Raw genomic sequence first — 24,008 nt, forward strand, 5'->3', positions numbered from 1 at the left:
TTGTCGTGATCGACGCTGCAAGCCGTATATTTGCCGACCGCCATGTCGGTCCGAACGCCGCGGAACTCGCGCGCATCCTCGAACTCGTCGGTGTCGATTCACTCGACGAACTGGCAACCAAGGCCGTTCCCTCCGTCATCCTCGACGCTGCCCCGAACGGCATCGCGGCCGGACTCGACGCTCTGCCGCTTCCGGTTGGAGAGCACGAGGCACTTGCCGAACTGACTGCACTTGCAGCCCAGAACACTGTCGCGACGTCGATGATCGGCCTCGGCTACTTCGACACGTTGACGCCGCCGGTGTTGTTGCGCAACATCATCGAGAACCCGGCCTGGTACACCGCGTACACCCCGTATCAGCCGGAGATCAGCCAGGGCCGCCTCGAAGCCCTCCTCAACTTCCAGACCATGGTCGCCGATCTCTCCGGCATGGAACTGGCCAACTCGTCGATGCTCGACGAGGCCACCGCCGCTGCCGAAGCCATGACGCTCCTGCGCCGCGCGAACCGCAGCAAGTCCCCACGCTTTGTCGTCGACGCGGACCTGTACCCGCAGACCCTCGCCGTCATCGAGACACGCGCCGAGCCGCTCGGCATCGAGATCGTCTCCGCAGATCTCACTACCGGACTGCCCGAAGGTGATTTCTTCGGTGTCATCGCCCAGATCCCTGGCGCTTCGGGACGCGTCGTGGACTACACCTCGATCATCGCGGAAGCTCACGAGCGCGGCGCACTGGTTGCCGTCGGCGCCGACCTTCTTGCGATGACGCTCATCACCTCGCCGGGTGAACTGGGTGCGGACGCGTGCTTCGGCACCACCCAGCGCTTCGGTGTTCCCATGGGGTACGGCGGACCGCACGCCGGTTACCTGGCCGTGCACTCCAAGCACGCGCGTCAGCTGCCCGGCCGTTTGGTCGGCGTCTCCATCGACGCAGACGGAGACAAGGCATACCGCCTCGCGCTGCAGACACGTGAGCAGCACATTCGTCGTGAGAAGGCGACGTCCAACATCTGTACCGCGCAGGTGCTCCTCGCGATCCTCGCTGCGATGTACGCGAGTTACCACGGCGCCGAGGGACTCAAGGCGATTGCGTTGCGCGTCGCTGCCCGCGCACACGCGTTGGCAAACGGCCTGCGTGAGGGCGGCGTGACCGTAGTCCACGATTCGTTCTTCGACACCGTGCTGGCTCAGGTTCCGGGTAAGGCGGCCAGCGTTGTCGCTGCGGCCAAGGAATCCGGGATCAACCTGCGTCTGGTCGATGCCGATCATGTCGGTATCTCCTGCGACGAGGCCACCACCGCCGACCACGTCCTTGCCGTGCTCGACGCGTTCGGGATCGAGGATGCTGTTGTTGCCATCGAAGCCGAGGGCAACTCGGTTCCGGCTGCTCAGGAGCGCACCTCCGACTACCTGCAGCACGAAGCCTTCACCCGTTACCGTACGGAAACGGCAATGCTTCGCTACCTGCGCGCGCTCTCCGACAAGGACATCGCCCTCGATCGCAGCATGATCCCGCTGGGTTCGTGCACCATGAAGCTCAATGCGACCGCCGAGATGGAATCCATCACCTGGCCCGCGTTCAACGCGATCCATCCGTTCGCGCCCACGTCGGATGCACCCGGTCTGCTGAAGATCATCAAGGATCTCGAAGACTGGCTGGTCGCGGTCACCGGCTATGACAACGTCAGCCTGCAACCCAACGCCGGCAGCCAGGGGGAGTACGCGGGCCTGCTCGCGATCCGCAACTACCACCTCAGCCGGGGCGACGACCACCGCGACACCTGCCTCATCCCGTCGAGTGCTCACGGCACCAACGCGGCGTCTGCCGTCATGGCCGGGATGCGCGTCGAGGTAGTCGCCTGCCGTCCCAACGGTGACGTCGACGTCGACGATCTGCGCGCGAAGATCGCCGATCACGCCGAGCGTCTCGCCGCGATCATGATCACCTACCCTTCAACACACGGTGTCTACGAGCATGAGATCTCCGACATCTGCGCAGCGGTACACGACGCCGGTGGACAGGTGTACGTCGACGGGGCCAACCTCAATGCGCTTGTCGGCCTTGCCCGTCCGGGCCGATTCGGCGGCGACGTCAGCCACCTGAATCTGCACAAGACCTTCTGCATCCCGCACGGCGGCGGCGGACCCGGCGTCGGCCCGATCGGTGTGCGCTCACACTTGACGCCGTTCTTGCCCGGACATCCGATGGCCCCCGAACTCGGTGGTAGAGGCACGATCTCGGCAGCGCCGTACGGCAGTGCGTCCATCCTGCCCATCACCTGGACCTACATCCGGATGATGGGTGCTCAGGGCCTGCGCCGCGCCAGCCTGACCGCCATCGCGTCGGCCAACTACATCGCGCGTCGACTCGACGAGTACTTCCCGGTTCTCTACACCGGCGAGAACGGCATGGTCGCGCACGAGTGCATCCTCGACCTCCGTGGGTTGACCAAGGACACTGGCGTCACCGTCGACGACGTGGCAAAGCGTCTGGCCGACTACGGTTTCCATGCACCGACCATGAGCTTCCCCGTGGTCGGCACACTGATGGTCGAGCCCACCGAGAGCGAAAACCTCGAAGAGATCGACGAGTTCTGCGAGGCGATGATCGCTATTCGCGGCGAAATCGATCGCGTCGGCGCCGGCGAGTGGACGGTGGAGGACAACCCGCTACGCGGTGCTCCCCACACTGCCGGAAGCATTGCAGCGCAGTGGGATCACCCGTACTCGCGTGAGATCGCCGTCTTCCCGCGAGGCAAGGCTCGCCCGAAGGTGTGGCCGTCCGTGCGTCGTATCGACGGTGCACATGGCGACCGCAACCTGGTCTGCTCGTGCCCGCCGATCGAAGCGTTCGCAGGCAACTAAGGCGTGTGCCCGCCGGAGATCATCACCTCTCGCGTACGAGTTCGAGAACGGTGATCTCCGGCGGTGCGCCGACGCGTACCGGCGGGCCCCAAGCCCCGGCGCCACGCGTCGTGTAGAGCACTGTGTTTCCGACCTTGTCCAAGCCTTGCACCGAGGGCTGCTGCAGCGGAACGAGATACCTCAGCGGCCACATCTGACCGCCGTGAGTGTGCCCGGACAGTTGCAGATCGATACCCATCTCGGACGCCTCGATCGCTTGACGCGGTTCGTGCGCGAGAAGCAAGGCGAAAGTATTCGGATCGCGACCTGCGAGCGCGGCAGTAAGGTTCGGCTCGTACGGGGCCGGCGACGTGTAGTCGTGGATGCCCACGATGTCGATGGTGTCGCCGTCATGCTGGATCGAGGCGCGGCTGTTGCGAAGTGTGGTGATCCCCAATGTTTCCCACACGTCGAGCCATTTGCCACCGTCGTCCGCGTAGAACTCGTGGTTTCCGCTGACTCCGAAGATTCCGTCCGGCGCCTGAAGATCGGCGAGCGGAGCAAGATCGGGAGCAACTTTTGCGACGGTGCCGTCCACGAGATCGCCGCCGATCGCGATCAGATCGACATTCTGCGAGTTCACGATCTCGACCACCTTGCGGGTGAAGTCGACCCCGCGGGCCGGTCCCACGTGCAGGTCGGTGATCAAGGCGATCCGGTATCCGTTGAAGCCCTCGGGCAGGCGAGCGAGCGGCACGCGGACGCGTGAAATCTTGGGGCCCGACGCCTCGTAGACGCCGTAGCCGGCGGTGCCGATCGCCGCGAGAGTGACTGCTGCTGTAGCCAACTGCAACGTACGACGCTTGGCCGGGTCGACTTCGGTCGTGGTATCCGTGCGGCGTGCACGTAGTCGACTGATCCCGGCAAACAGGCCGATCACGAGCAGTCCGGGAATCAGGTACAGCCACGAAGCCAGCCAGACCCATCCGAGAAATCCGATCGGTCGCGCCCAGGACGTCGGGAAGATTTCGCCGCTGCCGACCCCGATGAGCGTCGAGACCGCCAAGACGACAAGCGCAGTGTCGGCAAGACGAGCCCATCGCCTCGGGATGCCGGTGGCGCGAACGAGTCGGCGGTGCAGGAACCAGGTCAGAAGGGCGAGAAGGACTGCAAAAACCGCGACGCGCCCCATCAGGACAGCATCTTGGTCACTGTGGCCGCGAGAGCGGGGTCGGACGTCGAATCGACGCGAACCAAGGTTCCGCCGGTCCGATCCGAGACGTCTTGGAGTGTGGAGACGTCGTCGCCCGCACCGACGACGATCACGTCGACCTGTACCGGACGCGACGGATTGCCCGCAGCGGCGATCGCGCTGAGCAGCTCGGCTCGCGTCGTGGTGGATTCGTCAGGTGTACTCGAGGTGATCAGCAGCACCGAGTTGACTCGTCCCGCGTCGAAACCGTCAACCGCGGCTTTGTACGAACTGGCAAGCGCCGGGTACTTGGAGGTCTTTCCGCCGGCTCGAAGCCCGTTGAGGAAATCGGTGATGGTGGCACGCCGATTCGGCTCGGACAGTGAACCGCCCGGAACCAGGATGCGCTCGGACGGTTTTCCGTCGGTGCCCGTGCTGAACTCGCGAAGGCCGATGTCCGAAGCGTCAGGGCTGCGACCCAATTGCGTGTTCACTGCCGCGGCAACGTTCGCCAAGCGGGTAGTGCCACCGTCGTCGGTACCCATCGACGCCGACGTGTCCATCAGGATGGTGGCACTACGCGGAGAGACCGGATTGGCGACGATGTCACCGAGCGCAGCTGCGGTTTCGGCCGAAGCCGGTTTCAACGTGGACGAGATCTTGGCCGGAGACACCGCACCGAGATCGGGAAGATCTTGACCCTCGACCCGGAAACCGGCGCCGACGAACAACTGTGACTGATTCGGCTCACGCATGAAATCGGCAAACTGCGCCGCTGCGCGCGAGGCGGTTTCGTCGATCCCGCTGCCCGAGACGATGACCGCCGGATAGTCCGCGACTGGCGTTGCGCCGGCGGGGGAGTACGTCGTCATCGCCGCGTTCGCGCTCTGCGCTATCGACTGTTCCGTGGCCGGAACGGCTTTCACCGAATCCGGTGTTCCGGCGCTCAGTGCTCCGAGGGCTTCGGCGGTGGACGTCGGGGGAGTCGGCAAGGATTGGAACTGCAATGCCCGCGCACTGAGCGCAGCGTTGACCTGCGCGGACTTCGCCTGATCCGTCGTGACCGGACCGGCACCCGCATCGGCGACGTCGGCAGCGATTGCCTGTGCGGCCATCGAGGTTTCGGTACTTCCGACCGGCAGGGCGACCGTCAGATCGGAAGGCAATGACTTCCAACTCGATGCTGCGCCGGCCAATGCTGCCGCGGTCTCGGGGCCGGTTGCCAGAACGATCGGGGAACTCGCGAGCGAGCGAGGATCACCGTTGATCACGGCCTTGCCCGCCAGCGGCGCGAGTTCGAACGAGCTCGTCGGGATCCACAGGGAGGGACGCGGTCCCAATGCTGCGTCGTCCCAGGATGCCGCCGGACCGGCTTCGAGTGCCGTCGAGACCGACGCGGACGGCGCACCGTGCACCACGACGGTGATGCAGTGATCGCGCACGACCGGAGAGGTCTGGGTGTACCGCTTGGCCAGTTCCTCGATCTGTGGGGCGATGGACGGATCCGCGGTGACGTCGAGTGTCTTGTTGCCTTCGACGCACGTACCTGCTGCCTGCTGGCCCTGATCGTCGATCCGGTTGCTGAGGGCCTTCCACCCGAAGAAGCCTGCAACGATCAAGACGATCAGCACGACGACGAGAATCGGCCCCTTGCTGATACCTCTGGCGCCTGACCCGCCGCGATGTTCGCCCACGTACCTTGCCCTACCTTGGTCACTCGAAGAATGTCTGCTGAACGGACTGTGTCCTCGGCCAGTCTAGTGACGAATCTTCGGGGCCTACGCGAACAGCCTCGACACCGGTAGCGGTGCCGAGGCTGTTCGGGTTCAGCTTCGAGTTCGAAGAAGGTGAAATCAGGCGTTGGCAGCCTTGTACTCGCGGCGGCGGCGATGCAGGATCGGCTCCGTGTATCCGCTGGGCTGCTTCGCGCCTTCGAGGATGAGTTCCTTGGCAGCCTGGAACGCGATGTTGGAATCGAAATCAGGTGCCATGTTGCGGTACTCGGCGTCGCCCTCGTTCTGACGGTCGACAACCGGGGCCATGCGCTCGAGTGCACTGACAACGTCGCTCTCGCTGACGATGCCGTGACGCAGCCAGTTGGCGAGCAGCTGGCTCGAGATGCGCAGGGTGGCGCGGTCCTCCATGAGCGCGACATCGTGGATGTCGGGAACCTTGGAGCAGCCGACACCCGCGTCGATCCAGCGGACGACGTAGCCGAGGATGGACTGGCAGTTGTTGTCGAGCTCTTCCTTCTTCTCCGCGTCCGTCCAGTCGGTGCTGGGAGCGAGCGGGATGGTCAGGATGTCGTCGACGCTCGCACGCGGCTTGCCCTTCAGGCTGTCCTGAACAGCGAACACGTCGACGCGGTGGTAGTGCGTCGCGTGCAGCGTTGCGCCGGTCGGCGAAGGAACCCACGCGGTGTTGGCGCCGGCCTTGGGGTGGCCGATCTTCTGCTCGAGCATGTCTGCCATCAGCTCGGTCATGGCCCACATGCCCTTGCCGATCTGCGCCTTGCCCTGCAGGCCGCAGGCCAGTCCGGTGTCGACGTTCCAGTCCTCGTACGCACCGATCCACTTCTGCTTCTTCATCTCGGCCTTGCGCACCATCGCGCCGGCTTCCATGGAGGTGTGGATCTCGTCGCCGGTGCGGTCGAGGAAGCCGGTGTTGATGAACACGACGCGGTCGACGGCTTCCTTGATGCAGGCAGCGAGGTTGACTGTCGTGCGACGCTCCTCGTCCATGATGCCGACCTTGAGCGTGTTCTCGGGAAGCCCGAGGACCTGCTCGACGCGGCCGAACAGTTCGGTGGTGAAGGCAACTTCCTCGGGGCCGTGCTGCTTGGGCTTGACGATGTAGATCGAGCCGGTGCGGCTGTTGTCGAGCGGGCCGTTGGCGTCACTGATCGAGAGGCCGTGCACTGCACAGGTGCTGGTGATCAAAGCGTCGAGAATGCCCTCGGGGACCTCGTTGCCGTCGGCATCGAGGATCGCGGGGTTGGTCATGAGGTGACCGACGTTGCGGACGAACAGGAGCGAACGACCGTGCAGGCTGAGTTCGCTGCCGTCGACGGCGGTGTACTTACGGTCGCCGTTGAGCGTACGAGTGAAGGACTTGGCGCCCTTCTTGATCTCCTCGGACAGATCACCGCGATTGAGGCCCAACCAGTTCCGGTAACCGACAACCTTGTCGTCGGCGTCGACAGCGGCGACCGAGTCCTCGAAGTCCATGATCGTGGTGACGGCCGATTCGAGAACGACGTCCTTGACACCGGCGGCGTCGGTGCTGCCGATCGGGGAGGACGCGTCGATCTGGATCTCGGCGTGCAATCCGTTGTTGAGCAGCAGGATGCTCGTCGGTGCGTCCTTCTCGCCGAGGTAGCCGACGAACTTCTCCGGCTGGGCGAGGGTGGTGACCGTACCGTCTGCCAACGTGATCTTCAGTTCACTGCCGTCGATCACGTACTTGGTCGAATCTGCATGCGACCCCGACGCGAGAGGTGCTGCCGCGTCGAGGAATTCACGCGCCCAGGCGATGACCTTGTCGCCTCGGACCTTGTTGTAGCCGGAACCCTTCTCGGCGCCGTTCTCCTCCGAGATGGCGTTGGTGCCGTACAGCGCGTCGTACAACGAACCCCAGCGGGCGTTGGACGCGTTGAGAGCGAAGCGCGCGTTGAGGATCGGCACGACCAACTGCGGGCCGGCCGTCGAGGTGATCTCTGTGTCGACGTTCGCGGTGGTGACCGAGAACTCGGCAGGCGTCGGCAAGAGGTAGCCGATCTCCTGCAGGAACGCCTTGTATGCGGCAGCGTCGATGGGAGCGCCGGCATGATCGCGATGCCACTGATCGATCTGAGCCTGCAGATCGTCACGCTTGGCAAGCAAATCGCGGTTCTTCGGTGCGAGCTCGGTGATGACCTTGTCGGCGCCGGCCCAGAACGTCTCGGCGTCTACACCGGTGCCGGGAAGAGCCTCCTCGACCACGAAGTCGTAGAGAACCTTGGCAACCTGAAGACTGCCGACCTGAACGCGCTCAGTCATGAATAGCCTCACTTTTCCGAAAGCGGAGCACCACATATGGATGCCATGAACCAACATCAATGTTACCTGGGAGTATTCCCACCGCTGTCCGCGCCCTGAGCTGCGATAATCGGGCGCGAAGAGCTGAAACGATCAAGTGAAATTCGTTCTGTCTAGAGTTTGCGCGCGGAAATCTCGAAACCAGCCGCGCGTAGACGCTCGACCAGGACGTCGCCGAGCGCTGTCGCTGGAGTCAGAACGCCGGTGGCCGGGGGGAGATCCTTGTGGTCCTTCGCCAATGACAACGCAGATTCGCCGAGCATTACCGCCGTCGCGCTGTATCCCGGGTCGCCCTTCGCCTTCACTCGTGAGGTGTATCGAGCGCCGGTCGTGGTCGTGGTGAACACATCGAGCGTGAAGTGCCCCTTCTTCTGGGTGCTCTCGCTCGGGCCCTCGCCGGGTGCAGGCAATACCTTGTCGAGAAGGAAACGCGTCGGAGGTAGAGCGAGTCCGGCGACCAGCGCGCCGAGGCCGACTGCGACACCGCCCGCGATTACCGGTGACACCACCGAGGAGCCGACGCTCATCACCTCGCTGTACTTGAACTTCTTGCCGTACGCCCACTCTCGGAGCGCATTGCTGCGACGGACGACTCGTGTGTTGTACGACGCCATCACGAACGGTGCCTTCCAACCCTTCAACGACGGATCGATCTTCTTGCCGTCGACCACGCTCACGTCGCTCTGTCGTCCGAGGTCGGGCTCCCGGTCACGATCGGGGCTCAATGAATACGGCGAGGCCGCGAGTTTCCGCAGGCGCGCATCGTCTTTCGACACGTCGATCTGATTGCGAAGCGAATCGATCGTGCCACCGCTCACGCCGCCGCGCAGCGCCGTGACCACCAGCGTTGTGTCGGTGAGCTCACCGGCGCCGTCGGCAGTGACCTTCTCGTGGAGGACGTGAACTCCGAGATCGGAAGGGATGGAATCGAATCCGCAGGAATGGACGATCTTTGCGCCGGTCGAGACCGCCAGTTCATGGTTGGCGTCGATGCTCTCGCGGTGGAACAGCACCTCACCGGTGAGGTCGACGTAATGAGTTCCGGCGGAGGCGCATTCGTGAACAAGGGTGTGACCGTACTTGGCGTACGGGCCGACCGTGGTGGCGACGACCCGAGTTCGCTGCGCGAGCGCCTTCAATGCGGTGGCGTCGTCGGCGTCGGCGATGATCAAGGGGAGATCGGCCGCGGCGGTACCCAGATCGGCGCGAGTGGCTGCCAACTTCTCGAGGGAGCGGCCACCGAGGCCGATTTTCGTGCCTTCGGGAGCATGTTTGACGAGGTAGTCGGCGAGTAGCTTTCCGACGAAGCCGCTCGCTCCGTAGACGATGATGTCGAGTTCTCGGGCGGGCGAGGTTCCAGTCATGGAGCCAGCCTACAAACGCGCACTCGAAAGTGATGTGACAGAGGTCACTCAGCAGGGAGGGGTTCCTTGACGACGAGGATCGGAGCCTCCACTTCGAGCAGGAGACGCTGCAGCGGGCGTTCGAGGAGGAACTTGCCGATGGGGGACATCCGGCGTGTTCCGACGATCAGGAGATCGACACCCGCGCCGTGGACCAGGTTCACGAGCGCGGTCACCGGATCGCCGTCGTGCTCGGTGGTGCGCAGATCCCACTTCGTCTCCGAGAATCCACCGGCGTCGAGCGCTGACTGAATCTCGCCGCGAAGAGCGGCCCGATCGTCCTCGGTGTCTCCGGTGTCGGCCGTGTCCCCGATGTTGACATCGTCCAGGACGTGCAGAACCAGCAGTTCCTCGCTTCGACCCACGGATTCCCGTGCGGCGGCCACGATTGCGGCGCGGCCTTCCGGGCTGTCCTTGTGTACGACGGCGATCGTCATGGTTCCTCCGAGTCGGTGAGCAGGTTCGCAGTCCATTATCGCCTGCAATGCTGTGCCCTACCTGAATTGAGCTACTCGACACGGGGGTTTGGCGGTGACGAGATCGCCACATCGGGGCGCCTAGGTGCTGCCTGTCACCACTACGGGGTGCCGCCCATCACCACGGCGAGGGTTTGTAATCCTTGAGGAAGCAGCCGTGCAGGTCGACGCCCAACTCGCCCTGAACGATTGGGTCGTAGACGCGGGCTGCACCGTCGACGAGGTCGAGCGGCGCGTGGAAACCTTCGTCGGCCAACCGCATCTTGGTGAAGTGCGGGCGTTCGTCGGTGATCCAGCCGGTGTCGACGGCGGTCATGAGGATGCCGTCGTCGAGCATTTCCTTGGAGCTGGTGCGGGTCAGCATGTTCAGTGCTGCCTTGGCCATGTTGGTGTGCGGGTGGCCAGGGCCCTTGTATGCGCGGCTGAACTGGCCTTCCATGGCGGAGACATTCACGACGTACTTGCGTCGCGCAGCTGCCGCGGCCATCGACGGGCGCAGGCGTGAAACGAGGATGAAGGGCGCGACCGAGTTGCAGAGCTGGACTTCGAGAAGCTCGATCGGATCGACCTCCTCGACGGTCTGGACCCAACTGTTGGTGTGCGCGAGGTCCGGCAGCAGCCCGCCGGCGTCGATGGCGATGCCCTGCTCGATGCGATCGGGTGAAGCCGACTTGGCGACGAGTGCGAGCGAACTGACCGCGTCGGCGGACAGATTTCCGGAGGTGATGCTTGCGACGTCCGACAGCGATCCGGCCAGAGCCGCGGGGTGGGCGTCGCTCGTCTTGCCGAAGGTCAGGACATCAGGGAGTTCACCGGCGGGCAGTGCTCCGGACTCGGCGTCAACCAGAGCGCCGTAGGCACCGGGGGAGCGTCGGACGGTCTGCGCGGCGTTGTTGATGAGGATGTCGAGCGGACCCTGTGCGGCAACGGAATCCGCGAGTGCAACAACCTGGGCGGGGTCGCGGAGGTCGATGCCGACGATGCGCAGACGGTGAATCCAGTCGTTGCTGTCTTCCATCGCCTTGAATCGGCGGATCGCGTCGTTGGGGAATCGCGTCGTGATGGTCAGATGTGCGCCGTCACGCAGCAGGCGCAGCGCGATGTACATACCGATCTTCGCGCGGCCGCCGGTCAGAAGTGCGCGTCGGCCGGTGAGATCAGTGCTCGCATCACGTTTGCTGCGGCTGGTGGCAGCGCACTCGGGGCACAGTTGGTGGTAGAAGGCGTCGACTGCGGTGTAGCGCTGCTTGCAGATGTAGCACGGTCGCGCCTTGATGAGCGTGCCGGCGGAAGCGCCGGCGGTGTTCGACTTGATCGGAATGCCTGCGGTCTCGTCGTCGATGCGATCGGGTGAACCTGTGGCAGTCGCGGCGACTACTTGGCGGTCCGCTTCGTTGACGGCTGCGCGCGAGGCGAGGCGGCGCTTCTTCTTGAGTCGCTTGAACAGATGGCCGACAGCGCGCTGCATGGTGATCGAATCGGGATGCTCGTCGTCGAGTTCGGCGGCTTCGGAAAGGACCTTCAGGCAGATTTCGAGTTCTGCGGGGTCGAGGCCGGTGAGTTCGGCTCGAGCAGATTCTGAATCGGCTGTTTCCAGCGAATCTGCCTGCAGTGCATCCGACTTCTTGGTGTCTGTATCCACTTCGAACTTCTGTTCCATCTCGATCGCCGCTCGCGCGGACTGTTCCCTGGTGCGGGAACTTCGCCAATTACGAGAAAAGCTCCGGTTCGATGAACCGGAGCTTTTCCTGTCTGTCTCAACACAGAGTGTCCGAGGGGGGACTTGAACCCCCACGTCCGTTAATAGGACACTAGCACCTCAAGCTAGCGCGTCTGCCATTCCGCCACTCGGACTCGGCCCCGATTTCTCGGTGCTGGGAAAGAGTATCCGATTAGGTCAGCTGCCCCAAATCGCCAGGTTGCGGGGCATTCCGGTCGCCCGCGTCGTTTGATTCGATGGTAGGAAAGTGGAATGACCACAACCCCGAATAATCCGAATCCGAGCAGAGCCGAAGCAGAAGTAGTCGAACTGGTCAGTTCTCTCATCCGCTTCGACACCTCGAACACGGGAGAACTCGAAACCACCAAGGGTGAGCGTGCGTGCGCGGAGTGGGTTGCCGCGCAGCTTCAAGAAGTCGGCTACGAGACGGAATACGTCGAGTCCGGTGCACCCGGACGCGGGAACGTCTTTGCCCGCTTGAAGGGAGCTGAGTCGGGTCGAGGCGCATTGATGCTTCACGGTCACCTCGACGTCGTTCCGGCCGAGCCCGCCGACTGGAGCGTCCATCCCTTTGCCGGCACCGTCCAGGACGGTTACGTCTGGGGGCGCGGCGCCGTGGACATGAAGGACATGGTCGGGATGATCCTGGCCATCGCCAGACAGTTCAAGGCGGAAGGCGTCGTACCGCCGCGTGATCTGGTGTTCGCCTTCGTGGCGGACGAGGAAGCTGGCGGAAAGTACGGATGCCAGTGGCTGGTCGAGCACCGCCCGGATCTGTTCGAGGGAGTGACCGAAGCCGTCGGTGAGGTGGGCGGTTTCTCGCTGACGGTTCCGCGGCCGGACGGAACCGACCGCCGGCTCTACCTCGTGGAGACTGCGGAAAAGGGCCTCGGTTGGATGCGTCTGGCGGCCAAGGGACGTGCCGGGCACGGCTCCTTCCTCCACGACGACAACGCAGTCGCGACACTCGCCGGCGCGGTCTCGAGACTCGCTGCTCATCAGTTCCCGATCGTGATCTCGGATTCGGTTGCCGAGTTCCTCACCGCCGTCGGCGAAGAGACCGGATTGGACTTCGATCCGGGATCACCCGACATCGACGGGACTCTCGCGAAGCTGGGGACGATCGCCAACATCATCGGGGCGACGTTCCGTGACACGGCGAACCCGACGATGCTCAAGGCCGGATACAAGGCGAACGTCATTCCGCAGACTGCCGAGGCAGTCTTCGACTGCCGCGTGCTGCCGGGACGTCAGGCCGAATTCGAGCGCACGGTGGACCAGCTGATCGGCCCCGACGTGACCCGCGAGTGGATCACCAAGCTCGATTCGTACGAAACAACGTTCGACGGCCACCTCGTCGACGCCATGAACGAGGCGATCCTCGCCCACGATCCGGAGGGTCGCACAGTTCCGTACATGCTCTCCGGCGGAACCGACGCGAAGGCATTCGCGAAACTGGGCATTCGCTGCTTCGGCTTCGCACCTTTGCAGTTGCCGCCCGAGCTCGATTTCAGTGCGCTGTTCCACGGCGTCGACGAGCGAGTTCCGGTGGACGCACTACTGTTCGGGACACGTGTTCTGGAACATTTCCTGCTCAATTCCTGACGAGCACGTAGATAGATCCGTGAGCTCGACGCACATCGAGCTCTCTTGTCACAGAAAGGATTCGCATGGCGCACGATCCGTACGAACCATTGCCGAAGTTGCCGAGTTTCGAGCTGACCAGTGACGACATCACTGCGGGCCAGCCGCTGAAGCTTGCTCAGGCCAGTGGAGCTTTCGGTGTTCCCGGTGGCGAAGACATCTCACCGCAGCTCTCGTGGTCCGGCTTTCCGGCCGAGACGAAGAGCTTCGTGGTGACGGTGTTCGATCCGGACGCACCGACGGCGTCAGGATTCTGGCACTGGGCCGTGGCGAACATCCCCGCTTCCGTCACAGAACTCCCGGCCGGTGCCGGCGCGGCGGACAGCGATGTCCTGCCTGCCGGAACCGTCACCCTCCGCCACGACGGTGGCGGGTTCGGTTTCATCGGCGCAGGCCCGCCTCCCGGGCACGGTCCGCATCGCTACATCGTGGCGGTGCATGCCCTCGACGTGGAGACGCTCGACGGAGTCACCCCTGACTCGTCGCCGGCGTTCCTCGGTTTCAACGTGTTCCATCACGCGATTGCGCGTGCAACCCTGACCGGGACGTTCGAGGTCGAGTAATCACTTTGCTGTGCGCCTTTATTAACCGCGGGCGGTTAATAAAGATACCGCCGACCGAGATGATGGTCAGCTTGTCGCCGACTCGGGCGTACAGGCGCCGGAGCACCTCGAGCGAGCGGTCGGCCACCGGTGCACCCGACAGCCCGCCAGCGCCGAGTGCAGCTACCTCGGCATCCGGGGTCTTCAAACCGTCGCGGCGGATCGTGGTGTTGGTCGCGACGATTCCGGCAAGCCCGAGCTCGACTGCCAGATCGGCGACAGCGTCGACGTCCTCGTCCGAGAGATCGGGCGCGATCTTCACCAGTACCGGCACGCTGACGGTGTCGAGCACGGCCCGCAGGATCGGGCGCAGAGATTCGACGGCCTGCAGATCACGGAGTCCGGGTGTGTTCGGCGAGCTGACATTCACGACCATGAAGTCGGCCAGCGGACCCAGAAGCTGTGCGCTGGCGGTGTAGTCGGCAGCGGCGTCGGCAGCTTCGACGATCTTGGTCTTGCCGATGTTGGCACCGATCGGCACCGTGACGCGGCGCTGTCGCAGGAAATTCGCCGCGTGACCAGCGCCGTGGTTGTTGAAGCCCATTCGGTTGATCAGAGCGCGGTCGGCCGGAAGTCGGAAGAGACGCGGCGCCGGGTTACCGGGCTGAGCTTGGGCCGTTACTGTTCCGACCTCGGCGAAACCGAATCCCAACGGGCCCCAGGCGTCGACTCCGGTGGCGTCCTTGTCGAATCCTGCGGCCAGACCGAGAGGTGCCGGGAACGTCAGACCGAAAGCCTGACTGCGCAGAACCGGGTCGTCGATGACAAGGACTTTTGCGACCAGCCAGCGAAGGGGAGCGAACCGTGTCACCAGTTTCATCGCGGTGAAGGCAATGTGGTGGATGCGTTCCGGTGGGACTCGGAACATCAGGCTCAGCAGCAGTTGGTACACGATTCTCCAGCTCTTCGATGGTGTGATTTTGTCAGCGGTTTCGATAGCGGCGGGTTCTGGTCGTCTGTTGAACGATCAGTGCTGAATGCCGTCCGGATCGGTCACGTGCAGCGGCGTCTTCTTTCGCTTGAGGAGCACGCGACGGCTGCCGTCGGGGTAGAGACGGACTCGGGAGAGTTCCCACCCGCCGAACTCGGCGGAGATCGCCAGGCGCATCGACGCCGTGACCCGCGAAACGTTCGGCGGTAGCCGGAGTGGCACGTAGTCGAACTTGTCGTCCGACGTCTCCCACTGCGCGGGGATCCCGCGCGTACGCTTTTCCATCAGTTCTCCCGTGACGGGATGACCTGCAGCCCGTCACCGGTTGCCGATCCGACGATCAGATTGCCGTTGGAAGAGTCTACGGCCAACGAATTCGGCTGTCGCACCGTCTTGAACCGTCCGGTCTCCACGGGGATGCCGGACGACAGATCGAAGCCGACCACTTCATTGGTCGCGGTCAGCGTCACCCACACCCGATCCGCGGTCTCGTCGTAGGCGACGGCGTATGGCGACTCGCCGACGGGGTAGCGCTGGTGCATCAGGAGCGGATCGGCCGTGAAGACGAGCAGTTCGTTGCCGGTGGTGTCGGTGACAAGGATGCGTCCGAAGCGATCGGTGGCCAGATGAGTTGCGCCTTCACCGGCGCGGAGAGCGACGCCGAGTTTGCCGTCTTCGAGATTGATCGCCGTCAGCGAGGTCTGACGGTGATCGAGGGCGCTCAGGTTGTCGCCGGTCACCGCAAGTTCGTCGACGGATGCAAACCCCGAAACCGTCTGTGACTGATCGGTCTTCGGGTCGACGATGTGAACTGAACCATTGTCCGTGCCGATCGCGATGCGGCCGTCGGTCAGCTCGACCGCGGAGTTCGCCTGGCCGTCGACCGGTATGGACGTCTGTTCGCCCGATGTCAGATTCAGCTTCACTACCTGGCGATCCATCGCCAGCAGAGCGCTACCGTCGGAGCCGATCGAAACGTCGCGTACGTCTGAATCCAGAGCTATCGGACGACCTGCGGAGGCGGGGTCGGCGCCGGCCAAACTGTCCGAAGGAACGACCAGCACCGATCGTGGGTCGTTGGCAACCAGAACAGCGCTGCGCGTGATCGGGTCGAATGTGATGGAATCGATCAGACCTGAATACGGGTGAACCACGCCGTCCGGGGTGCTGGTGGTGGCCGGTGAGACCGCTGCCGTAGCGGGATCGATCGTGATGAGGTCGTCTCCGCCATCTCCGGAAGAACATCCTGTGACCAGCAGAACCGCCGCCCCCATTGCTGCTGCAGTGGTGCGGATCCCTAGGCGAGCCATGTGTAGTTCCTCTTTTTCTTGTCATCTGTTCTTCACGCAGTGCGACTGTCATCGATCATCCCTGATCGCAGTCGGGCGCCGTTCATCGCGTCGAGGAACTACCGACCATTCCGCTCACACCCTTGACGCGATACCGTACGAACAGCGGTTGCGGTTGACGCTGCAATCACCGAGGAGATCATTGTGATTCCCACAGGACCCACCGATTCCGGCGCACAGCCGCCCGAACCGGCGCGGCCGGGCTTCGAGATCGAGGACCTCACCGTCGGCGCTCATGCACACGGTTTCGGCAGGTCCGACGGTCGAACTTTCGCGTTCCGCGTACGCAAGAGCGTGCTGTTCGTCGAGGTATACGGCGAATACTGCGAGCACAGTGTGCCGACCCCTTCGGACGTTGTCGCCACGGCGGAGCGATCGGTCACCGACATCGATCTGACCGACGAGCGAAGCATCGCCGGTGTGGTGCGCGACGCAGTTCTCTCGACCGAGACTGATTGGTCACATCCGGACGTCGGTGACGGCGTTCGTCAGGGCGAGGGTCGCAGCCTGCCGACGGTGAGAGCAGTCCTGAACAGGCTGGGATCGATCATCGATTCTGTTCGGTGAATTCTCGGCGCGGGATAACCAGCGTTGCTCCGGTTGTCGGATGCGGGAACACCTCGACCGGATAACCGTAGACGCGGGTCAGAAGCTCTTCGTGCAGCACCGATTCCGGGGGACCGTCGGCGGCGATGCGTCCATTCTCGAGTACGACGATTCGGTCGGCATACGCCGCTGCCAACGCGAGATCGTGCAACACGACGACGACGGCATCGCCGTCCGCAGCGCGAGCGCGCGCCACGGACATCACCGCTTCCTGGTGTCCGAGATCGAGTGCTGCAGTCGGCTCGTCCAGCAGGATGGTCGACGTTTCCTGTGCCAGTACCCGGGCAAGAGCGACCCGCGCCTGCTCGCCACCGGACAGCACGGCGAACGGCCGATTGGCGAACCCCTCGACATCGCAGGTCTTCATCGCCGCGGTGATAGCAGCGCCGTCGCGGTCTTCTCGGCGAGTTCCGGCCCATGGCGCACGTCCCATGCGAACGACCTGGCGAGCGCTGAACGAAAATCCGATGGTGTGTTTCTGGGGGAGCACCGCGCGTCGGCGCGCCATGTCGATCGGCGACCACTGAGTGAGGTCGGTGCCTTCGACGTCCACCCGCCCAGCGATGACGGGCTGATCACCGGCCAACGCCGCAAGAAGAGTCGACTTACCGGCGCCGTTCGGTCCGACGAGGACGACGAGCTCGCCTGCCCGGACTTCGATGGATACGCCTTCGAGAATGTGTCGACCACCGCGTTCGACGGTGATGTCGCGCGCTTCGAGGGTGACATCACCGACGCCAGGGCTTTCCGGTTCGGGGGTGACGCGGCCGAACAGTTCGCGCCAGTTTCTTACGAGGCTGCTCATGCCCACCCGCCCTGTTGCGCGCGTGTTCGTCGGAGAAGCCAGAAGAAGAAGGGGCCGCCAACCAGAGCGGTCAGCATTCCGAGGGGCAGGTCTGCGTTGTCGATCAGCGACCGCGAGCCGAGATCTGCGACAAGCAGAACCAGTGCGCCGGCAAGGGCGCTCGCCGGAATCAGCGCGCGGTGGCCGGGGCCGACAAGAATGCGCATCAGGTGCGGAACGATCAGTCCGACGAAGAGGATGATGCCGGTGAAGGCAACACTCGCCGAGACCAGGAGAGCGACGATCAGAACCGCGAACTGGCGCAGCCGTTCGACGTTGACACCCAGGTGACGAGCTGCATGTTCACCGAGTGCGAGAAGGTCCAGACGCGGAGCGATCATGACCGTCGCGGCAATTCCGACAACGGTCATCGGCGCCACGATCATGACGGCATTCCACGACGCTCCGTTGAGTGAGCCGAGTTGCCAGAACACGATCTGATCGCGAGCGGACGGGCTGGCGACGAAGGTGAAGAACGCGATGAGTCCGCCGGCGAACGCATTGATCGCGACGCCGGTCAGTACCAATGTCACTACTTCGGTTCGGCCTTCGTGGCGCGCAAGCAGGTAGACCGCCGCGGTGGTGAACAGCCCGGCGACGAACGCTGCCGCAGCAACGGCCCAGCCGGCCACGAACGTGCCGCCGACGACGATGACAGCGCTCGCGCCAACTGCAGCGCCCGCGGACACTCCGATCACCCCGGGCTCCGCGAGTGGATTGGAGAACACACCCTGCAGGAGCGCACCGGAACATCCCAGCGCCGCGCCGACACAGATGGCGAGCACGACGCGGGGGAAGCGAACCTCCCACAAAGTCACTTCACCGCTGGGATGGGCGGGCATCGGACCGAGATCGATCCCGATGCGGTGCAGGATGCTGCCCAAAACCTCGAGAGGCGATGTCGGAACTTGACCGATGCACGCCGACAGCACTGCGACGATCACCAGGGCGAGAGTCAAGCTGACCAGAACCGCACTCACCCGCGACCGCGACGCGGGGCCAGACGCCGATTTGTCGGCGCCCCCGACGTCATGTGAATCCTCGGCTGCGGACACAGACTTACCTGCTTCGGAACTACCTGTTTCTGTACTCACGAATCAGCACTCACAAATCTTTGCTCACGATCCACCGGGCTCGTAGATCGCTTCGGCGAGTGCCGCCATGACGCGTCCGGTGTTCGGCCCGAAGCTGAGCAGGACACCGTCCTCCATGTCGACTACTCGTTTGTTCTTTCCGGCCGGCGTCTGAGCGATGCCAGGGACCTTTTCGAGGCCGTCGATTCCGCCGATCGATGCCAATCCGTCCGTCATCATCAGCAGGGCGTCAGGCGCTGCGGCGATGAGCGCTTCGCTGGTGATGGGTACGAACTGTTGTGTGATGCCCGAGGCGGTACCCGCATCTGTGGCGCCGAGGGCCTCGATCAAGGAATCGGCACCCGAACCTTCACCGCCGATCATGGTGATGGCCGATCCGCGCATGTAGAGGAACGCGATCTTCAGTGGATCGCCGTCGTTGGGAACCAGATCGCGCGCAGCAGCGATCTCCGATTCGGTTCGATCGATCAGCGCTGCGCCCTGGGCCGGAACGCCGAGCGCGTCGGCGACTGCTTGGATCTGCCCCGGCACACCTTCGAGGGTTCGGGTCGGGTCGAAGAACACCACGGGAACACCGGCGGCGCGCAACTGATCCTGGACGCTCTTGGGCCCGATGCTCGTGTCAGTGAGAACCACGGTGGGATTCAAATCGAGGATGGCTTCGGTATTGAGCGATTGGCCGCCGACCGTGACAACCGGTACGTCCGCGACCGCGGGGAACTTGGCGGCGGTGTCGCGGCCGACAAGGTTGTCACCGAGGCCGAGCGCCACCGTTGTCGTTGCGAGCGTCCCGTAGCGGTCGGCCGCAACGATCCGGCTGTTGTCGGTGATGGTCACGTCGACGCCGTCGAAGCTCTTCACCGTCACGGGCAGCGTTGCGGTCGGGTTGTCGGACACGGGAACCGGGCTGGAATCTTCGAGTACTGCGGTCCGGGCACCCTGAGATGTCGTGGAGTTGTCGCTGGATCCGCAAGCCACCAGACCGAAACCGGCTGCTGCGACCAGTGCCGCCGCGGCCAAGCGCTTCATCATTTGACGAGGTAGCTCTCGATGTCGCCTTCGAGGTCGGCGAACAGGTCACCGTTGAGGCGGTACGCCAGATTCACCTCGTCGATGAAACGCTGCTGTTCTTCGGCCGGAATCTGCAGCGCATCCAGATTCGAGCGGTAGTCGTCCTTGAAAGGCTTCGGCTTGGGGATGCCTTCGAAGATGTAGAAGCGAAGTCCGTCGGTCTCGAATCCGTAGGCGCGCTCGAGCATCCGGCGGATGATCTGTCCGCCCGAGAGGTCACCCATGTATCGCAGGTAGTGATGTGCGACGAAGCCGGCGGGCCAGTCGAACGCCACTTCCTTCAGGCGGGCGATGTAACGCTCGGTTGCCGGCAAGGCCACGAGTTCGTCGCGCCAGTTCGGTCCGCCGAGGAACTCGAGATCGGCTTCGAGCGAAGCCACCCGCAACAGATCCTCGGACAGGAACGGAGCGACCAACTCGTTGTCGGCGTGTGTGCGGCCGGCCTCTTCGAGGCTCGTGTAGACGAGGTACGTCTGTCGCAGAAGAGCGGCGTAGCCAGCCGTGGTCAGCTCACCGCCGAGAAGCGCGCCTACGAATCGGGACTGCTCCGTCTCGCGGTGTGCTGCGTCCGTCTCGGTCTTGATTCGTTCGGAGAAGGCGGGGCCTGCGTCTGCGGAAAGGCTGTCTACGTCGAGCGTGGTCATTGATTCTCCTGAGGCTGTAGTCAAGCGTTGCCTACTAGGTTAGCCTGCCCTCGCCAACACGATACCTTCGGTATTTCGATCAGCGGGACAGATCAAGCGCTCACATCGTCGAGAGCCGCGGCAATCGCTTTCGGAAGTTCCAATTCTTCGGTTGCCAGTACTCCTGTCAACTGGGCGAGATCCCGCGTGCCGACGACGGCGCTGGCCACCCCGGCGCGATCGCGCGCCCAGGCCAGTGCCACCGCCAGTGGGGAAGTACCCAGACCGTCGGCGGCGGTAACGACGGCGTCGACCACCCGGATCGAGGAATCGGTCAGATAGCTCTGTACATCTTGCGAATGTGCTTCGTCGGCGCCGCGGGAATCGACGGGAATGCCGTCGCGGTACTTGCCGGTCAGAACACCGCCCGCCAGGGGTACTGCGGCGAACACTCCGACGCCGTGGTGGGCCGCCGCTGCGAACAATTCTTCCTCGACGCCGCGCGCGAGCAACGAGTACTCGGCCTGCGTCGCGGCGAGTGTTGTTGCGCCACCGGCTCCGACGGCCGTCGCGAGCTGCCAGCCGAGGTAGCCGCGCACGCCCACATACCGCACCTTGCCGCTCGAGACCGCGTAGTCGAGGGTTGCTGCAACCTCGTCGACGGGCGTGAGCGGATCCCAGGTTGCGACCTGCCACATGTCGAGGAAGTCGGTTCCGAGTTCACGAAGAGTCGCGTCGAGCTGGCGGAGCAATCCGCGCCGCGAGCAGTCGACGCGGTCGGTGCCGATCGGAGTGGGATCGATGCCGGCGCTCGAGCTGATGATGAGTTCGTCACGTGGAACGACGTCGTCGAGCAACTCCGCGAGGATCCGTTGCGCCGCACCGGCGCCGTATGCGGGCGAGGTGTCGACCAAGGTTCCGCCGGCCTCGGCGAAGGCGAGCAGCTGCGCCGCAGCCTCGTCGCCGTCCGTGTCGCGTCCCCATGTCAGTGTGCCGAGCCCAAGTCGCGAGACCCGAAGTCCGCTCGTTCCGACAGATCTGTGCTTCATAACCGCCTGCATCTCGCGCCCGACTCGTGTGCGCAAGTGCGGCACCCGAGAGATCTCACCACGTGCAGACTAGTAGGCGCTCGCCTCGAGTCGGGGTATTCGGACACGGACGTGCCGGGCGCGGCGCGGCGTCGTGGGCCCCGGTAGCGTGGCGCCGGTGAAACGTGAACCCGACACACGAAACCTGTGTGCAGTAACCCCATTCGAATCAGCCGGGATCGGTGAGTGATGGGCGAAGCGATGACCTGGCTCCAGGCCGTGATCCTGGGCCTCGTGCAGGGATTGACCGAGTTCTTGCCCATCTCGTCTTCCGGACATTTGCGAATCGTGTCGGAGATATTCTTCGGCAGTGACGCCGGTGCGTCGTTCACCGCGGTGACGCAGCTCGGCACCGAACTGGCTGTGTTGATCTACTTCGCGCGCGACATCGTGAGGATCATCACTGCCTGGTTCCGGGGTGTGTTCAATGCCGAGCACCGGGGCGATCTCGATTACCGGATGGGCTGGTACGTCATCATCGGTACCATTCCGGTCGGCATCCTCGGGTTTCTGTTCAAAGACCAGATCCGTACCGGCGCACGCAATCTGTGGCTGATTGCCACGATGTTGATCGTGTTCGCGCTCGTCATCGCCGCTGCCGAGTACTACGGACGCAAGACGCGCCCGATCGAATCGCTCACAGCGCGCGACGGCATCATCATGGGTTCGGCTCAGGCGCTAGCGCTCATCCCGGGTGTCTCACGTTCGGGTGGCACGATCAGTGCCGGTCTTTTCCTCGGACTCACCCGTGAGGCCGCAGCTCGTTACTCGTTCCTGCTGGCGATCCCGGCGGTTCTCGCCTCCGGTTTGTTCAGCCTCCCGGATGCCTTCGAGCCGGCCGGTGAGGGTCTGAACGCGAGCGGTCCGCAGTTGCTGGTGGCAACCGTCATCGCCTTCGCGGTCGGTTACGCAGCGATCGCCTGGCTGCTTCGATTTGTTGTCGATCACTCCATGTACTGGTTCGTGGGATACAGAATCGCTCTCGGCGTAGTCGTCCTTGCGCTGCTGGCCACAGGGGTCGTGTCCGCGACATAGAGCCCGTTTCGACGTCGACCACCCGTCCGTGCGGCCACCGCCCCATTAGGGTTGTGGAATGACAGTTGTCCTACTGCGGCACGGGCGGTCGACGTCCAACACTGCCCATACCCTGGCCGGTCGAACGCCGGGTGTGGAACTCGACGACCACGGCCGGAAACAGGCCGAAGGCGTCGTCGATCGGCTGGTCGGTCTGGACATCGCGGAGATCGTCCGCTCGCCGCTGTTGCGGTGCGAGCAGACGGTCGGCCCCATTGCCGTCGACCGTGGTCTGACGCCGGTGGTCGAGGATCGCCTGATCGAGGTCGATTACGGCGACTGGACGGGTCGCCCGCTCAAGGAACTCTTGGAAGAACCGCTCTGGAAAGTGGTGCAGCGCCACGCTTCCGGTGCGGTCTTTCCCGGCGGTGAAGGGCTGGCCCAGGTACAGGCGCGAGCCGTTGCCGCGATCCGAGAGCACGATGCACGGCTGGCCGAAGAACACGGCAAAGACGTCGTCTGGATCGCCTGCACACACGGTGACGTCATCAAATCGGTTCTCGCCGACGCGTTTGCGATGCACCTCGATTCGTTCCAGCGGATCGTCGCCGAGCCGGCCTCGGTCAGCGTGATTCGCTACACGGCCACACTGCCGTTCGTTCTTCGAGTCAACGACACCGGAGACGTGCTCGCAGCGATCAGTGCAGCGAAGACCGCGACCAACGGTTCGGCTCCCGCGCAGGAGTCCGTCCCCGGTGGAGAGGTCGGTGCGTGAGCTGTGACGGATAATGGGTATTCAGTGATGTTCTGCTCGAACTCGAGGAGGTGCAATGTCGCGCGCGATTCACGTATTTCGCACTCCTGACCGATTTGTCGCAGGAACGGTGGGCGAGCCCGGTGACAGGTCTTTCTATCTCCAAGCCGTGCACGATTCACGGGTGGTGAGTGTGCTGCTCGAGAAGCAGCAGGTTCAGGTCCTCGCCGATCGCATGGGCCTTCTCCTCGAAGAGGTACATCGACGCTTCGGAACCGAGGTTCCGCCGCAGGCCGACGATGTCTCCGATCTCAGCCCGCTGGTCACACCGCTCGACGCGGAGTTCCGGGTCGGCACGATGGGGCTCGGTTGGGACGCCGATGCCGGTGCGGTCGTCGTGGAGTTGCTTGCCGTCAGCGAGACGGAGTTCGACGAATCGGTTGTCCTCGACGACGCCGACGACGGTCCGGATGCGGTCCGTGTGTTCCTGACCCCGGAACAAGCGCGCGAATTCTCGCTGCGGTCCGAACGCGTCATCGCGGCGGGACGCGCGCCATGCCCGCTGTGTGGTGAGCCGCTGGCGCCCGAGGGGCACGTGTGCATCCGCACCAACGGATACCGCCGCGGCGAGTCCTTCGGTTTTGCGATCGACGACGCAGACGACGACGAGGTCTGACG

At 64.0% G+C, this 24,008-nt stretch carries 21 protein-coding genes and 1 tRNA gene; 7 read left to right on the forward strand and 15 right to left on the reverse strand.

What is annotated here, in order from left to right; all coding sequences use genetic code 11:
* Positions 1 to 5 precede the first annotated feature (5 nt).
* Positions 6 to 2,864 (forward strand): aminomethyl-transferring glycine dehydrogenase, encoded by a 2,859-nt coding sequence (gene gcvP / locus AC1DWA_RS19380; protein ID WP_477846595.1) that lies wholly within the window; start codon positions 6 to 8, stop codon positions 2,862 to 2,864.
* Positions 2,865 to 2,886: 22 nt separating this feature from the next.
* On the opposite strand, the gene AC1DWA_RS19385 is transcribed toward gcvP, so the two are convergent.
* The 7 genes from AC1DWA_RS19385 to AC1DWA_RS19415 form a co-directional block, all read right to left on the reverse strand.
* Positions 2,887 to 4,035, reverse strand: coding sequence for a metallophosphoesterase (locus AC1DWA_RS19385; RefSeq protein ID WP_046378593.1), 1,149 nt, complete (start codon positions 4,033 to 4,035; stop codon positions 2,887 to 2,889).
* A complete protein-coding gene (locus tag AC1DWA_RS19390; RefSeq protein ID WP_020969686.1) occupies positions 4,035 to 5,729 on the reverse strand; it encodes a VWA domain-containing protein in 1,695 nt (564 codons plus the stop codon). The genes AC1DWA_RS19385 and AC1DWA_RS19390 overlap by 1 nt, the downstream gene beginning before the upstream one ends.
* Before the next feature lie 159 nt (positions 5,730 to 5,888).
* Positions 5,889 to 8,072, reverse strand: coding sequence for a malate synthase G (locus AC1DWA_RS19395; protein ID WP_019748551.1), 2,184 nt, complete (start codon positions 8,070 to 8,072; stop codon positions 5,889 to 5,891).
* A 152-nt stretch (positions 8,073 to 8,224) separates the two neighbouring features.
* Positions 8,225 to 9,475: a saccharopine dehydrogenase family protein gene (locus tag AC1DWA_RS19400; RefSeq protein ID WP_021333498.1), complete on the reverse strand. Its 1,251-nt coding sequence runs from the start codon at positions 9,473 to 9,475 to the stop codon at positions 8,225 to 8,227.
* A 44-nt stretch (positions 9,476 to 9,519) separates the two neighbouring features.
* Positions 9,520 to 9,951: a universal stress protein gene (locus AC1DWA_RS19405; RefSeq protein ID WP_020723653.1), complete on the reverse strand. Its 432-nt coding sequence runs from the start codon at positions 9,949 to 9,951 to the stop codon at positions 9,520 to 9,522.
* Positions 9,952 to 10,108: 157 nt separating this feature from the next.
* A complete protein-coding gene (locus AC1DWA_RS19410; RefSeq protein ID WP_003946151.1) occupies positions 10,109 to 11,650 on the reverse strand; it encodes an SDR family NAD(P)-dependent oxidoreductase in 1,542 nt (513 codons plus the stop codon).
* Between the two features lie 108 nt (positions 11,651 to 11,758).
* Positions 11,759 to 11,844 (reverse strand) — tRNA-Leu (locus AC1DWA_RS19415).
* Between the two features lie 118 nt (positions 11,845 to 11,962).
* On the opposite strand from AC1DWA_RS19415, the gene AC1DWA_RS19420 reads away from it, so the two are divergent.
* A complete protein-coding gene (locus AC1DWA_RS19420; protein ID WP_477846597.1) occupies positions 11,963 to 13,315 on the forward strand; it encodes a M20/M25/M40 family metallo-hydrolase in 1,353 nt (450 codons plus the stop codon).
* A 65-nt stretch (positions 13,316 to 13,380) separates the two neighbouring features.
* Positions 13,381 to 13,917, forward strand: coding sequence for a YbhB/YbcL family Raf kinase inhibitor-like protein (locus AC1DWA_RS19425; protein WP_007733394.1), 537 nt, complete (start codon positions 13,381 to 13,383; stop codon positions 13,915 to 13,917).
* Here AC1DWA_RS19425 and AC1DWA_RS19430 read toward each other — a convergent pair.
* The 3 genes from AC1DWA_RS19430 to AC1DWA_RS19440 form a co-directional block, all read right to left on the reverse strand.
* Positions 13,856 to 14,848, reverse strand: coding sequence for a quinone-dependent dihydroorotate dehydrogenase (locus AC1DWA_RS19430; protein WP_477916929.1), 993 nt, complete (start codon positions 14,846 to 14,848; stop codon positions 13,856 to 13,858). The two genes, AC1DWA_RS19425 and AC1DWA_RS19430, sit on opposite strands and share 62 nt — an antisense overlap.
* 75 nt (positions 14,849 to 14,923) lie before the next feature.
* Positions 14,924 to 15,172 carry a DUF5703 family protein gene (locus AC1DWA_RS19435; RefSeq protein WP_003946171.1) on the reverse strand — a complete coding sequence of 83 codons (249 nt, stop codon included), beginning with the start codon at positions 15,170 to 15,172 and terminating at the stop codon, positions 14,924 to 14,926.
* Positions 15,172 to 16,197, reverse strand: coding sequence for an NHL repeat-containing protein (locus AC1DWA_RS19440; protein ID WP_019748546.1), 1,026 nt, complete (start codon positions 16,195 to 16,197; stop codon positions 15,172 to 15,174). Before AC1DWA_RS19440 ends, AC1DWA_RS19435 begins: the two co-directional genes overlap by 1 nt.
* A 183-nt stretch (positions 16,198 to 16,380) precedes the next feature.
* On the opposite strand from AC1DWA_RS19440, the gene AC1DWA_RS19445 reads away from it, so the two are divergent.
* Positions 16,381 to 16,803: a hypothetical protein gene (locus AC1DWA_RS19445; protein WP_019748545.1), complete on the forward strand. Its 423-nt coding sequence runs from the start codon at positions 16,381 to 16,383 to the stop codon at positions 16,801 to 16,803.
* On the opposite strand, the gene AC1DWA_RS19450 is transcribed toward AC1DWA_RS19445, so the two are convergent.
* The 5 genes from AC1DWA_RS19450 to AC1DWA_RS19470 form a co-directional block, all read right to left on the reverse strand.
* Positions 16,784 to 17,647, reverse strand: a complete 864-nt coding sequence (locus AC1DWA_RS19450; protein ID WP_020969682.1) for a heme ABC transporter ATP-binding protein — start codon at positions 17,645 to 17,647, stop codon at positions 16,784 to 16,786. The two genes, AC1DWA_RS19445 and AC1DWA_RS19450, sit on opposite strands and share 20 nt — an antisense overlap.
* Positions 17,644 to 18,741 (reverse strand): FecCD family ABC transporter permease, encoded by a 1,098-nt coding sequence (locus AC1DWA_RS19455; protein WP_019748543.1) that lies wholly within the window; start codon positions 18,739 to 18,741, stop codon positions 17,644 to 17,646. Before AC1DWA_RS19455 ends, AC1DWA_RS19450 begins: the two co-directional genes overlap by 4 nt.
* Positions 18,742 to 18,804: 63 nt before the next feature.
* The gene (locus AC1DWA_RS19460) at positions 18,805 to 19,812 is read right to left on the reverse strand and encodes a heme/hemin ABC transporter substrate-binding protein (RefSeq protein ID WP_019748542.1); all 1,008 of its coding nucleotides are present in this window, start codon (positions 19,810 to 19,812) and stop codon (positions 18,805 to 18,807) included.
* On the reverse strand, positions 19,809 to 20,495 hold the full coding sequence (locus AC1DWA_RS19465) for a biliverdin-producing heme oxygenase (RefSeq protein WP_141487250.1): 687 nt from the start codon (positions 20,493 to 20,495) through the stop codon (positions 19,809 to 19,811). Before AC1DWA_RS19465 ends, AC1DWA_RS19460 begins: the two co-directional genes overlap by 4 nt.
* A gap of 92 nt (positions 20,496 to 20,587) precedes the next feature.
* Entirely contained in the window at positions 20,588 to 21,523 is a 936-nt protein-coding gene (locus tag AC1DWA_RS19470) for an aldo/keto reductase (protein WP_003946175.1), read from the reverse strand.
* Positions 21,524 to 21,751: 228 nt separating this feature from the next.
* Between AC1DWA_RS19470 and AC1DWA_RS19475 the strand changes: the two genes are divergently transcribed.
* From AC1DWA_RS19475 to AC1DWA_RS19485, 3 genes are read left to right on the forward strand one after another with little or no spacing between them, the layout of a single operon-like run.
* Positions 21,752 to 22,597 carry an undecaprenyl-diphosphate phosphatase gene (locus tag AC1DWA_RS19475; protein ID WP_019748539.1) on the forward strand — a complete coding sequence of 282 codons (846 nt, stop codon included), beginning with the start codon at positions 21,752 to 21,754 and terminating at the stop codon, positions 22,595 to 22,597.
* A gap of 58 nt (positions 22,598 to 22,655) precedes the next feature.
* Positions 22,656 to 23,351: a histidine phosphatase family protein gene (locus AC1DWA_RS19480; RefSeq protein WP_019748538.1), complete on the forward strand. Its 696-nt coding sequence runs from the start codon at positions 22,656 to 22,658 to the stop codon at positions 23,349 to 23,351.
* Between the two features lie 55 nt (positions 23,352 to 23,406).
* Positions 23,407 to 24,006 carry a DUF3090 domain-containing protein gene (locus AC1DWA_RS19485; protein WP_019748537.1) on the forward strand — a complete coding sequence of 200 codons (600 nt, stop codon included), beginning with the start codon at positions 23,407 to 23,409 and terminating at the stop codon, positions 24,004 to 24,006.
* Positions 24,007 to 24,008 lie beyond the last annotated feature (2 nt).

It is taken from the genome of Rhodococcus sp. P4_F3_2, from assembly GCF_056401335.1.

Coding starts and splice junctions, on each gene's coding strand:
- AC1DWA_RS19385 (WP_046378593.1), bottom strand. CDS start 4,035: ATGGGGCGCGTCGCGGTTTTTGCAGTCCTTCTCGCCCTTCTGACCTGG.
- AC1DWA_RS19395 (WP_019748551.1), bottom strand. CDS start 8,072: ATGACTGAGCGCGTTCAGGTCGGCAGTCTTCAGGTTGCCAAGGTTCTC.
- AC1DWA_RS19400 (WP_021333498.1), bottom strand. CDS start 9,475: ATGACTGGAACCTCGCCCGCCCGAGAACTCGACATCATCGTCTACGGA.
- AC1DWA_RS19405 (WP_020723653.1), bottom strand. CDS start 9,951: ATGACGATCGCCGTCGTACACAAGGACAGCCCGGAAGGCCGCGCCGCA.
- AC1DWA_RS19410 (WP_003946151.1), bottom strand. CDS start 11,650: ATGGAACAGAAGTTCGAAGTGGATACAGACACCAAGAAGTCGGATGCA.
- AC1DWA_RS19420 (WP_477846597.1), top strand. CDS start 11,963: ATGACCACAACCCCGAATAATCCGAATCCGAGCAGAGCCGAAGCAGAA.
- AC1DWA_RS19425 (WP_007733394.1), top strand. CDS start 13,381: ATGGCGCACGATCCGTACGAACCATTGCCGAAGTTGCCGAGTTTCGAG.
- AC1DWA_RS19435 (WP_003946171.1), bottom strand. CDS start 15,172: ATGGAAAAGCGTACGCGCGGGATCCCCGCGCAGTGGGAGACGTCGGAC.
- AC1DWA_RS19440 (WP_019748546.1), bottom strand. CDS start 16,197: ATGGCTCGCCTAGGGATCCGCACCACTGCAGCAGCAATGGGGGCGGCG.
- AC1DWA_RS19450 (WP_020969682.1), bottom strand. CDS start 17,647: ATGAGCAGCCTCGTAAGAAACTGGCGCGAACTGTTCGGCCGCGTCACC.
- AC1DWA_RS19460 (WP_019748542.1), bottom strand. CDS start 19,812: ATGATGAAGCGCTTGGCCGCGGCGGCACTGGTCGCAGCAGCCGGTTTC.
- AC1DWA_RS19465 (WP_141487250.1), bottom strand. CDS start 20,495: ATGACCACGCTCGACGTAGACAGCCTTTCCGCAGACGCAGGCCCCGCC.
- AC1DWA_RS19470 (WP_003946175.1), bottom strand. CDS start 21,523: ATGAAGCACAGATCTGTCGGAACGAGCGGACTTCGGGTCTCGCGACTT.
- AC1DWA_RS19475 (WP_019748539.1), top strand. CDS start 21,752: ATGGGCGAAGCGATGACCTGGCTCCAGGCCGTGATCCTGGGCCTCGTG.
- AC1DWA_RS19480 (WP_019748538.1), top strand. CDS start 22,656: ATGACAGTTGTCCTACTGCGGCACGGGCGGTCGACGTCCAACACTGCC.
- AC1DWA_RS19485 (WP_019748537.1), top strand. CDS start 23,407: ATGTCGCGCGCGATTCACGTATTTCGCACTCCTGACCGATTTGTCGCA.